18 protein-coding genes and 1 pseudogene are annotated in these 14,406 nt (G+C 34.7%); 16 read left to right on the forward strand and 3 right to left on the reverse strand.

The genetic code is table 11. The annotated features are described in order from the left end of the window. Positions 1–102 precede the first annotated feature (102 nt). Positions 103–1,410, forward strand: coding sequence for an NCS2 family permease (locus tag CP352_RS04405; protein ID WP_005719937.1), 1,308 nt, complete (start codon positions 103–105; stop codon positions 1,408–1,410). A gap of 62 nt (positions 1,411–1,472) precedes the next feature. On the opposite strand, the pseudogene CP352_RS11545 reads toward CP352_RS04405, so the two are convergent. Beyond that, positions 1,473–1,607, reverse strand: a pseudogene (locus CP352_RS11545) (ATPase); the annotation flags it as partial. Positions 1,608–1,742: 135 nt separating this feature from the next. On the opposite strand from CP352_RS11545, the gene CP352_RS04415 reads away from it, so the two are divergent. From CP352_RS04415 to CP352_RS04425, 3 genes are all read left to right on the forward strand, one after another. Continuing rightward, positions 1,743–2,576, forward strand: a complete 834-nt coding sequence (locus CP352_RS04415; RefSeq protein ID WP_089145297.1) for a helix-turn-helix domain-containing protein — start codon at positions 1,743–1,745, stop codon at positions 2,574–2,576. A 111-nt stretch (positions 2,577–2,687) separates the two neighbouring features. Further along, positions 2,688–3,305 (forward strand): ATP-binding cassette domain-containing protein, encoded by a 618-nt coding sequence (locus CP352_RS04420; protein ID WP_089142942.1) that lies wholly within the window; start codon positions 2,688–2,690, stop codon positions 3,303–3,305. Further along, positions 3,305–4,456 (forward strand): ABC transporter permease, encoded by a 1,152-nt coding sequence (locus CP352_RS04425; protein ID WP_057726317.1) that lies wholly within the window; start codon positions 3,305–3,307, stop codon positions 4,454–4,456. The genes CP352_RS04420 and CP352_RS04425 overlap by 1 nt, the downstream gene beginning before the upstream one ends. 51 nt (positions 4,457–4,507) lie before the next feature. Here CP352_RS04425 and CP352_RS04430 read toward each other — a convergent pair whose 3' ends face one another. Then, on the reverse strand, positions 4,508–5,233 hold the full coding sequence (locus tag CP352_RS04430) for a MerR family transcriptional regulator (protein WP_089142941.1): 726 nt from the start codon (positions 5,231–5,233) through the stop codon (positions 4,508–4,510). Positions 5,234–5,416: 183 nt separating this feature from the next. On the opposite strand from CP352_RS04430, the gene CP352_RS04435 reads away from it, so the two are divergent. From CP352_RS04435 to CP352_RS04470, 8 genes are all read left to right on the forward strand, one after another. Continuing rightward, positions 5,417–6,727, forward strand: a complete 1,311-nt coding sequence (locus CP352_RS04435) for an NCS2 family permease (RefSeq protein WP_089145298.1) — start codon at positions 5,417–5,419, stop codon at positions 6,725–6,727. A 167-nt stretch (positions 6,728–6,894) separates the two neighbouring features. After that, positions 6,895–7,161, forward strand: coding sequence for a type II toxin-antitoxin system RelB/DinJ family antitoxin (locus CP352_RS04440; protein WP_005720719.1), 267 nt, complete (start codon positions 6,895–6,897; stop codon positions 7,159–7,161). Beyond that, the gene (locus CP352_RS04445) at positions 7,151–7,483 is read left to right on the forward strand and encodes a hypothetical protein (protein ID WP_013087080.1); all 333 of its coding nucleotides are present in this window, start codon (positions 7,151–7,153) and stop codon (positions 7,481–7,483) included. The genes CP352_RS04440 and CP352_RS04445 overlap by 11 nt, the downstream gene beginning before the upstream one ends. Positions 7,484–7,763: 280 nt before the next feature. Continuing rightward, entirely contained in the window at positions 7,764–7,985 is a 222-nt protein-coding gene (locus CP352_RS11450; protein ID WP_255405190.1) for an SDR family NAD(P)-dependent oxidoreductase, read from the forward strand. A gap of 85 nt (positions 7,986–8,070) precedes the next feature. Continuing rightward, on the forward strand, positions 8,071–8,430 hold the full coding sequence (locus CP352_RS11455; protein ID WP_089145299.1) for an SDR family oxidoreductase: 360 nt from the start codon (positions 8,071–8,073) through the stop codon (positions 8,428–8,430). 41 nt (positions 8,431–8,471) lie between these two features. Next, the gene (locus CP352_RS04460) at positions 8,472–8,783 is read left to right on the forward strand and encodes a hypothetical protein (protein ID WP_089145300.1); all 312 of its coding nucleotides are present in this window, start codon (positions 8,472–8,474) and stop codon (positions 8,781–8,783) included. A 3-nt stretch (positions 8,784–8,786) separates the two neighbouring features. After that, positions 8,787–9,164, forward strand: coding sequence for an AraC family transcriptional regulator (locus CP352_RS04465; protein WP_089145301.1), 378 nt, complete (start codon positions 8,787–8,789; stop codon positions 9,162–9,164). Positions 9,165–9,290: 126 nt separating this feature from the next. Next, positions 9,291–10,505, forward strand: coding sequence for an ATP-binding protein (locus CP352_RS04470; protein ID WP_057726309.1), 1,215 nt, complete (start codon positions 9,291–9,293; stop codon positions 10,503–10,505). 37 nt (positions 10,506–10,542) lie between these two features. Here CP352_RS04470 and CP352_RS04475 read toward each other — a convergent pair whose 3' ends face one another. Beyond that, positions 10,543–11,316, reverse strand: a complete 774-nt coding sequence (locus tag CP352_RS04475; protein ID WP_089147298.1) for a Cof-type HAD-IIB family hydrolase — start codon at positions 11,314–11,316, stop codon at positions 10,543–10,545. A 153-nt stretch (positions 11,317–11,469) separates the two neighbouring features. Between CP352_RS04475 and CP352_RS04480 the strand changes: the two genes are divergently transcribed. The 4 genes from CP352_RS04480 to CP352_RS04495 all read left to right on the forward strand — a co-directional run bounded on the left by CP352_RS04480 (position 11,470) and on the right by CP352_RS04495 (position 14,373). Continuing rightward, a complete protein-coding gene (locus CP352_RS04480; RefSeq protein ID WP_089147297.1) occupies positions 11,470–12,780 on the forward strand; it encodes an NCS2 family permease in 1,311 nt (436 codons plus the stop codon). A gap of 99 nt (positions 12,781–12,879) precedes the next feature. Beyond that, positions 12,880–13,134, forward strand: coding sequence for a hypothetical protein (locus CP352_RS04485; protein ID WP_089145303.1), 255 nt, complete (start codon positions 12,880–12,882; stop codon positions 13,132–13,134). Positions 13,135–13,277: 143 nt separating this feature from the next. Beyond that, positions 13,278–13,634, forward strand: coding sequence for a helix-turn-helix domain-containing protein (locus CP352_RS04490; RefSeq protein ID WP_060462121.1), 357 nt, complete (start codon positions 13,278–13,280; stop codon positions 13,632–13,634). 10 nt (positions 13,635–13,644) lie between these two features. After that, entirely contained in the window at positions 13,645–14,373 is a 729-nt protein-coding gene (locus tag CP352_RS04495; protein WP_089145304.1) for a DUF4097 family beta strand repeat-containing protein, read from the forward strand. Positions 14,374–14,406: the final 33 nt, after the last annotated feature.

The following is a 14,406-nucleotide window of genomic DNA, read 5'->3' on the forward strand; positions in this document are numbered from 1 at the left end:
AATCATTAAAATAATTCGCGTTTACAAATTTATTTATCAATGCTAAAGTATAAGAGTTGTGTTCAAGAAGTTAAAACACGAACAATATTTTGGGGAGATAAAATGAATTTTATAAAAAGCTACTTTCAATTGGATAAGTACAAAACCAACATTCGAACTGAATTTATTGCTGGTTTAACTACCTTTATCAGCATGTCCTATATTTTGTTTGTTAACCCTAGCGTACTGGGCGCCAGCGGTATGAATACCGGTGCAGTCTTCACCGCTACTGCTTTAGCTGCCGCTCTTGGTACTGCAATCATGGGGATCGTTGCCAACTACCCAATCGGTGAGGCACCAGCTTTGGGAATCAATGCCTTCTTTGCTTACACCGTATGTATTGGAATGCATGTTTCATGGGAAACAGCCTTGGCTTCAGTTTTCGTTGCATCAATTATTTTCATCTTAATTACTTTATTCAAATTAAGAGAAAAGATCATTGATTCAATTCCAGCTGACTTAAAGTTTGCCATTTCTTCTGGGATCGGCTTATTCATTGCCTTTTTAGGTTTACAAAATGGTAAATTGATCGTTGCTAATAAATCAACTTTGGTAGGTTTAGGATCATTACACGATCCCCTCGTTTGGATCACTATCTTTGGTTTGCTAGTAACTGTCATTTTGATGATCTTGAACGTTCCTGGTGCAATCTTTATCGGAATGGTTCTTGCCGCTATCTTCGGGATCTGCACTGGGCAAATTGCATTGCCACACAAGGTGATTTCTACCGCACCTAGCTTAGCTCCAACCTTTGGTCAAGCTATTTTCCACGTAAAGGACATCAACTCCGTGCAAATGTGGGTTGTTGTCTTAACATTCCTGCTTGTTACTTTCTTCGATACTGCAGGTACCTTAATCGGACTTGCTCAACAAGCTGGTTTCATGAAGAACAACAAGATGCCACGTGTAGGTAAGGCCTTAGCAGCTGACTCAAGTGCGATGGCTGTTGGTTCAATCCTTGGTACTTCACCTGTTGGTGCCTTCGTTGAATCAAGTGCTGGTATCGCCGTTGGTGGCCGTACCGGTTTAACCGCAGTTTTTGTAGCGATCTTTTTCTTAATCTCAATGATTTTCAGTCCATTGCTTGGTGTTTTCACTAGCCAAGTTACTGCTCCTGCCTTAATCATTGTTGGAGTATTAATGGCACAAAATACTGCTCATATTCATTGGAACAAGTTGGAAATTGCAGTTCCTGCATTCTTGATTATTTTAGGGATGCCTCTTACTTACTCAATTTCAGACGGTTTATCATGGGGCATGATCACCTACCCTATCTGTATGCTTGCTGCTAAGCGTGGCAAGGAAGTCACACCGATGATGTGGGTACTGTTTGTAGTATTCCTGATCTTCCTGTGGGTGTTGAATTTTTAAGGAAATAATTAAATTTTGAAAAAGAGGACCAGCCAATTTTGACTAGTCCTCTTTTATTGCGGTTATTTTTCAAGCAAAAAATCAATAATATTCTGATGAATTATCCCATTGCGACTCATATCAAACTTGTCCATTGAAAGGACATATTTTGGATAATTGTCCGCAATGCCATCATATGCACCGAATTCACGTTCGATTTATCTCATTTATTATCGATTATAATCGATATAAATACAAAAATCATTAATCTTATCGAATATAGTCGATGTTTTTTGATAACTTAGCCTTTTTTTAGTATTATTCATCAATAAAAAATAAAAGAAGGTAGTCCTGTGACCATTGGTGAGGCATTAAAACAAATTAGACATGAATTATATCTTACTCAAGAGCAAATGTGTGCAGGTGTTGTAACTCGCTCCTTTTACGCTAAAGTTGAAAGCGGAAGAAATAGAATCAGCGCCGATAAATTAACTGAAATTCTATTTGAACACGATATTGATATTACATATTTTTATCAATTGCTTCGCAATACCTATAGCTCCCAATCTAAATTAAAAGAAAACGATCTGAATCAAAAGATGAACCAGGCTTTTAATAGTGGAAAAATTGAACTAATTGAACAAAATTATCATAAAATTCTTCTTCAATCTAATTCAAGCATTCTAAAACTGAGAGCTATGATTTCAGTAGCTAATCTAAAAGATGAATTAAACTTAATTGATCCCAAAGTAAAAGAAAAGCTTTTCGTTGAATTTGATGAAGGAGCAAATTGGATGACCAGACCTGATTTACTGCGATTATTTACAGATACAATGCCACTATGGGATTCATCTGACTTATCATTTTTTATCGGCAGGCTACTTGCGAAAGTACAAAAGGAGCATAATATACCTGAATTACTACAAGAAAGATATCTTCGCGTCTTCGAGAATTATTTAGCGGTATATTATAAGAAAAATAATCCTGTAAAAACCATAAATGTAAATGTTCAAAAAATATTTGATTATATTCTTAATCTAGAACCTACGGTACATTTCTTGCTTTACAAGATTGCTGCAGTATATTTGCAAAATTTATTTCTTGGTAACAAGGAAGAGGCACAAAAAATTAAAGACGAAATGAAAAAATATGGCTATCAAGATATAGTTAAAACTTGGCCAAAATGATTTTGTATAGTATGTGATACAAAACAACTCGATGCTGATTAATATCCTGTATGATTTAATTATTATTTATAGGCATGGCACAACAGCCGTGCCTTTTTTGAAAGGATATTTATGATCAAAGTTGAAAACCTAACTATCACAACCAGACAACCAATTTTAAAGAGTTTTACGACTACTTTTAAAACTAGAAATATCTATCAAATTATGGCAGAAAATGGTGCTGGCAAAAGCACCTTTCTTAAAGCATTAACGCAATTAGTTAACTATAAAGGGGCTATCACTTTTGATAATTTGCCATTTAATCAAATTAAGGAGAAAATATTTTTCTTTGAGGAGAACAGCTGGCTTGACCCCAATCTAAACAGCTTAGATTATCTTCAATTTGTGAAAGATTCATGGCACTCGCAACACGATATAGATACAGAGCTCAGCTTTTGGGGAATAGATCAATTTGCAAAAGTACCCATTAAAAAATATTCTCTAGGGATGAAACAGAAATTAATTATCGCTATGTACTTAGTCAGTGATGCCCAATATTTATTAATGGATGAGATTACCAATGGCTTAGATGAAGAAAACAGAAACAAGCTCTACTGTAGATTAAACGATTTGATCAGTTTAAATGACAAATGCATTATTCTAACCTCTCACTATGCAAACGAAATTAATAATTTAAATAACGTCACCAAGTTAAAACTAGAGAATTTAACAATGAATGAGGTGAAATAATGGCTTATATTCAATTTCAGCTAAAGAAGGTTTTCAAAAATAACATTTTTCTAATTACAGTACCATTATTACTAATAATTTCTTTTATCGTGCTCGGTCTTAATGCGACCACTTCTAGGAGTATGTCCTTAGAAAATCAAGCTAAGGGAAATTTAGCTATGCAAAATAACGCTATTGAACAAATGGAACATTCCTTAAAGCATTACAAAAAGAATGGCGAAGCATATAACTTAACCAAACAAAGTATTTCAGATACTAAAAAACAGCGCAAAGATAGTCAGAATCTACTCAATGCATTCAAGCAACAAAATTGGCAAGAAGTTTATCACTATCAGCTAAAAGCCGCAAATTTGGCTAAAAATATTCAATTAAAAAATCATAATGTCAGCAACGATGAAAAAAATGCTCTAACTAAAAATGTAAAATTTTTTGAATATTTAACTAAACATCCACTTCCGTATGAAGACACTCCACCCGTGACTGGAATTCAATTTTTATTAGATTTAAATCAACTATACCTGCCATTTTTATTCATTTTAGTAGTCACGTTTATTTTGACCCAACTCTATACTTCAAAATACAAAAACAAAGCAGATATTAGTTCGTTATTACCAATCACTAACAATCACAGATATGTATTTGATAATTTAATTGGCATAATCATTGCAGGTGGTATTTTTTACCTACTCAATATTTTAATATTCATAGTTGCAACACTAATTTTTAAAACTGGTAATCTGAATTATCCATTCTATCTCTACAAAAATCTAACCGGACAAACACTTAACGAGTATGTACCAACGCTAAAAATTATCATGCCAATCCTAGTACTTCAGCTTTTAGTGGGATTATTTATCATCAACTTTATCCAATTAATTTCTAATGTCGTACGTGACAAGTTTCCTACCTTATTTATTACGCTGATTTTGTTAATAGGAGTAAGTGTTTCAAGCACCGTGATTGAGCCGTTGCAAAAAGCAGCAGCATGGTTACCTACCACCTACTTTAATGTTATTGGTATAGTTTCTGGGAAAATTGCAGTGCAATATCATAATAATCAAGTAACTTTTATCTCTGGCTTAATCACATTGATTGCTGGCATACTAATTACCTATTGCCTAGGCTTAATTATCAATAAAATTAGACATTAACCAAAAAAGATTGCCTCAAACGACAATCTTTTTTTCATTCCCCAGGAAATATTACCGCCCTACTTCCAAACAATAGGACTTTTCATGACAATTAGGGCAACGCAGTCTTCTCATCTTTGGCGTATGTGCCGCAAACATGAATGTTCTAAACGATGGAACAAAAGTATGCCCACAATGCGGACACACATACGCTACTGCCTTGTAATAGTTTAGACTTAGCTTAAATGCACTAAATACAACAACGAGTAACATTATTCCAACTGAAGCAATTACACCAATATCATTTCCCCGCTTGCCAAAATAGAAAGCTAAAATAATCCCTATAATCTCAATTGCATCTAACAATAAACCATAAACCAACATTCTTCTTCTGAACTTCTTTAAAATAGTCTCATTAGTCATCATCTTCGTAAGGTCAGTTAATTCTAAATTACTTTGTTTGGTTAGTATTTTTTGCAAATCATGAAGTTGCTTCTGTTGTGTCTGAAACTTTTCTATTTCTTCATTATTACTCTGCAATTGCGCATTCACCAATAAAGCCAACGATTCTTGCGCATGGTCAGCCTGCAATAATGTTTTTATCTTAGCTAGAGAAAAGCCTAATTCTTTTAAATAAATAATCACCTGTAATTGCTGCACTTGATCCTCGTTATAAAAGCGATAGCCATTTTCTGCCTTAGTTGGTTTAAGTAGCCCTTTTTGATCATAAAAACGTAATGTACGCGTACTTACTTGCAATTTTTTAGCAACTTCACCAATTCCATGTCTTTCTGACATTACTTTTCACCTGCTTTCTAATTCAAATATACGGTTTTACGCAAGGTAAAGGTCAAGAGTTTTTCAAAATAAAGCGTATTCATTATCAAAATCGAATAAAGTCGTTTTATTCTATTGAAATTATTAACTATTTAAGTATAATTCTAATTGAATGTTCATATTATACAGACTATGGAGGAATAAATGAATTCTATCAGTAAGTTTTTTCACTTAAAAGAGAACAATGCCTCTTTTAAAACAGAATTATTGGCTGGTCTTACTACTTTTGTAAGTATGTCATACATTCTGTTCGTTAACCCAAACGTCCTAGGTGCCAGCGGTATGGATAAAGGTGCTCTATTCACCGTTACTGCATTGTCGGCTGCCTTTACCTGTATCGTAATGGGGCTTATCGCTAACTACCCAATTGCTTCCGCACCAACTTTGGGCTTAAACGCCTTCTTCACCTACACTGTTTGTTTAGGCATGAAGGTTAAGTGGCAAACTGCTTTAGCTGCCGTCTTCGTTGCATCAATTCTGTTCATTTTGCTAACTGTCTTTAAGGTACGTGAAATGATCATTGATGCCATCCCTGCCGATATTAAATATGCTATTTCCGCAGGTATCGGTTTATTCATCGCCTTTATCGGTTTGCAAGGTGGTAAGTTGATTCAAAACAGTGATTCTACCTTAGTTACTATTGGTAGTCTCAACAACCCTACTGTTTGGATCACTATCTTTGGTTTAATCATTACTATTTTCTTAATGATTGCCAGAGTTCCAGGTGCCATATTCATCGGAATGATCGCCGCTGCTGTTTTTGGCATAGTGACTGGTCAAATTCCCATGCCTAAAGGCGTTATCTCTTCAGTTCCAAGCATTGCTCCAACTTTTGGTCAAGCAGTCTTCCATATTGGCGATATTAATACCGTTCAAATGTGGATCGTTGTCTTTACATTCTTACTTGTTACTTTCTTTGATACCACTGGTACCTTAATTGGTTTGGTTCAACAAGCAGGTCTGATGAAGGACAACAAGATGCCACGTGCTGGTGAAGCTCTAGCAGCTGATTCATCAGGTATGTTAGTTGGTTCTGTGCTTGGTACTTCCCCTGTTGGTGCCTTCGTTGAATCAAGTTCTGGTATCGCTGTTGGTGGTCGTACCGGTTTAACCGCCGTTTGGGTTGGTATTTTCTTCCTTATTTCAACTATCTTCAGTCCAATTTTGAGTGTTTTCACTACCCAAGTTACAGCACCCGCTTTAATTATTGTTGGGGTATTAATGGCCGAAAACTTGGCACACGTTCACTGGACTGATCTTGAAATTGCCATCCCATGTTTCTTAATCGCATTGGGAATGCCTCTTACATACTCTATTTCAGACGGACTTGGCTGGGGTTTGATTGTCTACCCTGTATCAATGATCGCAGCCAAGCGTTTCAAAGAAATCACGCCAATGATGTGGATTTTGTTTATTGTTTTCGTAATCTACTTCGTTGTGCTAAATGTAAAATAATTCTATCTTATAAACCCCTATCTTACTTTTACATTAATAGATACCCCCATCTAACCAAGTAGCATGTCTACTTGGTTTTTATTCTAAAAAGATGTCTGTTAATAGTATGGATGATGACAGCAGATTCTATTAGATGATATAATAATCAAAGAAAGGCTGTGACTAAAATGAAATCATATAAAAAAATTCAAGCTAATGTTGACTCCTCACTAGCACTTCAAGCAGAAGGAATTTTTCAAGATATAGGGCTCAATACCACTACCGCAATAAATGTGTTCTTAAAGAAAGTTGTGGCAACTGGTGGTATCCCATTTGAATTAAAAGAAACTCCTGAACAAAAAGCCTCAAGAGAATTAATTCAAAGCATCTCAAAAATCCCCCACAAAGAAGCTAAAACCAAAAAAGAAATTGAGGATTGGCTAGATGAGGACTAATGATATTGTAGATATTTATGTTGCTTACATTGATAAGCCTGGAGGAAAAAATAGGCCTGTATTAATAATTAAATTACTAAACAGTAAAGCTTGGCTGCTAAAAATCACTTCAAAATATAAAGAAAAAAGTGAAAATATCCGAAAGCATTACTTTCCCATTTTTGACTGGAAAAAATATAATTTAGATAAACCATCATACATTGATACTAAAAATTATTTAATAGTTAATATTAGTGATTTAAATATCGAAAAATACCGAGGCCATTTCTCAATAGCAGATTTACGCAAATTAAAAGATTTTATTGACGAAAATTCAAACTAAGAATTAAACTATATGTTTTAGTTCCTAAACACAATCTCAAATATGAGATTGTGTTTTTATTTATCCAAATGGCATCTTTTGATAATCATTTGACGCCTTATGATGTTCGTATTCTTCTAAATTGCCGCTATACTATTTTCAACAAATCGAGTTATGAAAGATTTATTTAGGAGGAATTCATTATGACAACTCAAGAAGGAAAAACTGCTTTAATTACTGGTTCATACGGTGGGCTTGGTACCCAATTCGTTAACATTCATGCTTCACAAGGGGGTGACTAATCCTAGTTGGTCGCAATGCTAAGAAATTAGCCGATCAACAAAAAGAAGTTCGTAGAAAGTACAACGTAACGGCACATATTATCGATGTTGATCTCTCACAACCAGATGCTGCGCAAAAGATCTATGATACTTGCAAAAAGAACGGTTGGACTATTGACTACTTAATCAACAATGCTGGCTTTGGTGGTCAAGGCGAATTCATTAAAAGAAGTATGGAATAAGACATGTCCATGATCGCCGTTAACATTGAAACGCCTACTCGTTTAACTAAATTATTTTTACCTGACTTCGTAAAACGCGGCCGTTATGCCTGACCCACTTCAAGCCGTTTACTACGCTACTAAAGCATACGCTACAAGCTGGTCAAATGCGTTATGGCATGAAGTACAAGGCACAGGCGTTACGGTAAGCTGCTTAATGCCTGGCGCTATGCAAACCGGTTTTATCAATCGTGGTGATTTGAGTTCAACTCAATTATTCGCCCATGCGGTTAGTCCAGAAGGTGTTGCAAAAGCTGGGTATGAAGGAATGATTGAAGGCAAGCTTAACATTACCGCTGGTTTAACTGCAGCCCAAAAACCATTCATGAAATTGGCACCAATGTTACCTAAGAAGATGCTCATGAACAATGTTTATAAGATGCAAGAACAAGGTAGTAGAAAGTAATCAACTTATCTTATAATATGGATCAAAAGGATGGTATTTGAATGAATCACTTTATCTTAGATGGTCGCTATGAAGACCTAATCTCTCATTATAAATTTAACGTTGAAGAAGCACTTAAAAAAAGCCAATATTCCCTACCCTCTTTTCTAGTTTTATCAGAATTTGCATTTTTAGTGGGACTTTTGCGCAAGACGACCAAAGAAGCCATTTCCCCGCTGAAGATCACAATGACATCCCCCGTCAATGATGAGCAGGTCATTAACTTCTTTGGCTGCAAAATCGAATCGGGTAAAAGCAAAACCATTACTTTTGCCAAAAAAGACTTGCAGGTCAATTTTATTAGTTATAACTAAGCAATGTGGGATTATTTCAAGCCTGAATTAACTAAACGCTTATCTGAATTATCCGTTGATGATTCAACTAGTGCTAGAGTACGTAGCATATTGACCGAATTACTCCCTAATGGTGAATTTACAATTGACGATGTAGCTAAAAAGTTAGGTTATTCTAAACAGACTTTACAGAGAAAGTTGAGTAGCGAAAACACTACTTTTCAAAAACAACTGAACTCCACCCGAGAAGTTTTAGCGCTAAATTATTTACAAAACACCGATATGACAACTAGCGATATTGCTTACCTTCTAGGCTATCAGGAATTTAATTCGTTCTTACGTGCCTTCAGCATCTGGAAATGCATGAGCATTAGCGAATATCGTGAAAAAATGAATAAATAATAAAAAGCAGATATATTTTCTGTTTTTTACTTTATAAAGGAAATAATATGAAATTTTTGCTATAATTTACTTTATAAAGGAAATAATATGAAAATTGCTAAAAATTTACTTTATGAAGGAAATAATATGCAGTTAAATTTAATTAACCGCCCACAGTATTTAAATCAATTACTTCAATTTCAAAATACAGAATTCATCAAAGTACTGACGGGAGTACGAAGATCAGGCAAATCTTATATTTTAATGCTTTATCGTGAATATTTACTCAAACACAACATAAATGAACATCAAATCATTTATATTTCTTTTGAAGACTTTGATAATATAGATCTTTATGAACCTAAAAAGCTTTATTCATACTTAAAAGAACGAATTATTAGTGACCAAAGAATGTACATTCTACTTGATGAAATCCAATATGTATCAGATTGGCAAAAAGTAGTAAATAGCCTTCGACTTAATCCTCTACTTGATATCACAATTACTGGCAGTAATTCCAATCTATTAAGTGGAGAATTAGCAACCTTACTATCGGGAAGATATGTAGAAATACATGTTTATCCTCTTTCTTTTAAAGAAATGCTAGATTTTAAACATATTTCTGAACCATCAGAGCGTCAGATTGATAACTTATATGATGAATACATTAAATATGGTGGTTTCCCCGCGGTAGTGTTAGCAAAAGAAGAATTAAAACAAACTATTCTTTCTGGAATTTACAATACCATTATTGTCAATGATATCGGCTACAAAAATGGATTAAGAGAACCAGAATTAGTTGCATTAGTAGCTAAATATCTAGCAGATTCGATTGGTCAATTAATTAATCCGAACAAGATTGTAAATACACTAAAATCAGCAAATTTTGATATCTCTTATAACGCTGTGCAGCGTTACCTTAAATATTTTGAAGAAGCATATCTTTTTTATAAATCTAGTCGTTATGATATTAGAGGGAGAAAGATTCTTTCTACTCAAGGTAAGTATTACATTGTAGATACTGGTTTGCGTACCCAAGCTTTAGGAGAAAGAAATAATGACCGCGGTAGTGTTTTAGAAAATATAGTTTATGTCGAATTACTTCGCCGGGGCTACACAGTTCAAATTGGTAAATTAGATAATAAAGAAATTGATTTCATCGTTTCCAAGGTAAATGATAAACAATATATTCAAGTAACCTACCAGCTTCCAGAAAATTCTACTAGAGAAACTGATAATTTACTTCAAATTCCAAATAACTACAAAAAAATAGTCATCACTGGCCGATATGAAAATGAAGAAATGATTTCCGGTATTCCAATAATCAATATTAAAGATTGGTTATTAAGCTCTAAAAACTGATCAAAATAGGATCGACTAACTCATGTCGATCCTATTTTTAAATTAAATTATGTTTTTTACAATAAGTAAAAATTCCGTCATCTTGCACGCTGCCACAGAAGTCATCAGCAATTTCCTTCACATCGTCTGTTGCGTTCCCCATTGCAACGCCGTGACCAACAGTCTTTAACATTTCAATATCGTTGCCGCCATCACCAAAGGCTATTGCTTCGCTCACAGGGATTTGATAATAATCTAACACTTTTTCAATTGCTACACCCTTACTACCAGTAGCTGGAATAATATCTGCTGCTCTATCCCACCAAGCTGTTACCTTAGCATTTTGCGTATTAGCTACAAGTCTGTCATAATCTTTTTCACGACAGCCTACCATTATTTGATAAACCGTATCCTGATCGACAACCACATCAAAATCTGGCGCCACTTTCAAATCCGTTCCACCAATAGCAAAGTATTCCTTTAAATCCTCATCAACACCATTAGCTGCAATCCGTGTTTTGGTAGCTACAGCTAACGGCCGATTTATTTTCTGAGCATTTTGAATCACCTGCAAGACATCTCCTTGCCTTAACGGATTATCAAAAACAATGTCTTGATCGTTATAGCAGTAAGAACCATTAAAAGTTAAATATGCATCAAAATCTACACCCAACTTAGGCAGTTGCACTGGTGGTCTGCCTGATGCAATACAAATCATAATGCCGTTGTCTTGTAAAGCATGCAGTGTCTCTAGCATTTTAGGTGTAATTGATTTTTTCTTTTCAATTAAAGTACCATCTATATCAAAAAATATTATCTTAGGTTTGCTCATTATTTTTACCTTCTAAAGAATTTTCTACTAATTATTATACTTTAACCGATATTTCCCAGGAAATATTAAAATTGAGCTCTCTTCCTCAACATCTGTGCTAAACTAGATACAATTAGTTTCTTTAAAAGTTAATAGTTACGGAGGAATTTTTAAATGCAGACATTGGAAAAAGTCTTTCATTTACAAGATGCTCATACCACTGTTAAACGTGAGTTAATCGCTGCTTTAACCACTTTTGTCAGTCTCTCCTACATCTTATTCGTTAACCCAAACATTTTGCACGCAGCTGGTATCCCTAAAGGTGCCGCTTTTACTGTAACAGCTCTTGCCACAGCAGTTGGGTGTTTTTTAATGGGTTTTATTGCTAATTATCCGATTGCCTTAGCTCCAACCTTAGGTAGCGGTGCCTTTTTCGCTTATAACGTATGTGTTGGGATGCATATTTCTTGGGAAACAGCTTTGGCTGCAGTCCTTGTTGCTTCAGTTTTATTCATTTTAATTACTGTCTTTAAATTACGCGAATTAGTGGTTAATGCCATTCCACAAGATATGAAGTATGCTATTTCAGCAGGAATTGGGTTATTCATCGCTTTTATCGGTTTAAAAAATGGTCAATTAATTGTTAACAGTGACTCAACCTTAGTTACTTTAGGAAAATTTAGCACCCCAGCAGTTTGGATCACATTATTCGGTTTAATTTTAACTGTTGTATTAATGGCATTAAATGTACCTGGCTCTATTTTTATCGGTATGATTGTTACTGCAATCTTTGGTATGATTATTGGTCAAATTCCATTGCCACACAGTATTATCTCTGGTGCACCAAGTATTGCGCCAACTTTTGGTCAAGCTGTCTTCCATATTAAAGATATTAATACAGCCCAACTATGGATGGTTGTACTAACCTTCCTGCTGGTTACTTTCTTTGATACTGCCGGTACTTTAATTGGGATGACTGAACAAGCTGGCATGGTTGATAAGGATGGCAAGATTCCACGGATCGGTCGCGCCTTTTTAGCCGACTCAACTGCCATGGTTGAAGGTGCCGTCTTTGGTACTGCCCCACTTGGAACTTCTGTTGAATCTAGTGCTGGTATCGCTATGGGTGGTAGAACTGGACTTACTGCGATTTTTGTTGGTATTTTCTTCATCATCAGTATGATTTTTAGTCCACTTTTGCAAGTAATTCCAACTACTGTAACGGCTCCTGCTTTAATTATCGTTGGTGTACTGATGGCCAGCAACTTAAAGAAAATCGATTGGGAGAAGTTTGAGATTGCTTTTCCTGCCTTCCTTACTGTTGTAGGGATGCCATTAACCTACAGTATTTCAGATGGTTTGGCATTAGGCTTGATTGCATATCCAATCACAATGATTGCTTCTAAGCGTTATAAAGAAGTTAGTCCTATGATGTATATCCTGTTTGTGGTATTCGTCATCTTCTTCTTGGTTACTAATTTATAACATGATATTACGACTCATTCTTTTAATTAAGAATGAGTTTTTTCTTTATAATAAAATATAGGTAGTTTCACATGAAACACACATACGAGAGGTATAATCATGAAGTTAAACAAAAAATCATTTTGGATCAGCGGGACTTTAATATTATCTGCCATTACTGGTATCTTTTTCTATTTAAATGGACATAGTGCATCTGCCACCGCTATTGGAGTTATCTTAGCAGGATTAACTTTATATTTTCTATTTCAGACCGGCCAATTATATAATAAGATCTGGCTTAAGATCTTAGTTTATCTTATTGATGCAGTTTGGATTTTAATTGTCTTGCTCACAATTAGCTTATTTATTCATTAACTTCCTTTTTCACCCCCCAAAAAATAGCCTAAGTTGACAAAAAGCAAACACCATTTGACAAGATTCAGCCAAGATTTGCTCGACATTTTTAGCTAAAAAAGCCAATATTAAACTATAAATTTTCAAACGAGGAGTGAAAATGAATGATAGATATTCAAGCAATTGGTCAACGCATTAAGAGTTACCGCGAAAATGCTAAGCTAACTCAAGATAATCTTGCACAAAAGTTAAATGTTTCTCGTCAATCAGTTTCTAAATGGGAAAAAGGTGGTTCTTTACCAGATATTGACCGTTTAGTAACTATGAGTGAATTATTTGACATCTCTCTAGATAAGTTGATCTTAGGTAAAGACAAAAATGTTCAAAAAGTCGTTCTGGAAAAATCGCCCTCTACCCATCTTAATTTTTGGGATTTTTTAGCAAAATATTGGTGGATCATTCTTATTCTTTTACCATTAATCGGTGATGCTATTTCTGAAATTATTGAAGCTTTTTCGTAGGAGTTAAAAAATGAAAAAACAAATCTTCTTAATTACCTTATTATTCACAATATTAGTTAGTTTATCTGGCTGTCAATTTATCCCACATCATTACACTAATATCGGACCTACAATCAAGAAAAACATGACTCAACAAAATTTCAATGAGATTGATGCCGATGTAAGTTTATTAGACTTCAATTTACAAGTAAGTGATCATCCTAAGGTCATCTATCATGGTGGTAAAAAAATAATGCCCATAGTTAAAGTTAGAAATGGGAAATTAATTATTCGTGATCACCACCATGTTTTAATTAATATTAACAGCAACGAAAATAACTATTTGACTATCTATCTACCTAAAAAGCAATTAGCTAAAATCAAGATTAATACCGATGATGGCGATATTACTTGTTACGGGCAAGTGAAAACCAAAAAGCTAGCCTTCCATAGTGATGACGGAGACATCAACGCTGACTACTTTAATGTGACAAATGGTTCTGTTAGTTCCGATGATGGTGATATACAAATTAAGGATTTACGTTCACTTGCCGGATTCAAAGCGACATCTAGTGATGGAAATATTTCAATCAAAAAATGTGATGCTTCAGGCGTAGATCTGAATTCCGACGATGGAGATGTTATCTATCATCGTCATAATTATAACAATGATGATGGTGGCTCTTACCAACACAACTTGCATAGTAAAAATGTCTTAATTGCAAATAGCGATGAGGGCGACATTAAAGTAAACAATTAATAATTACGATTCTAAAATGAGAAGCATGGATGA

Source organism: Lactobacillus sp. UMNPBX1, assembly GCF_002554085.1.
Classification (GTDB): Bacteria; Bacillota; Bacilli; order Lactobacillales; family Lactobacillaceae; genus Lactobacillus; species Lactobacillus crispatus.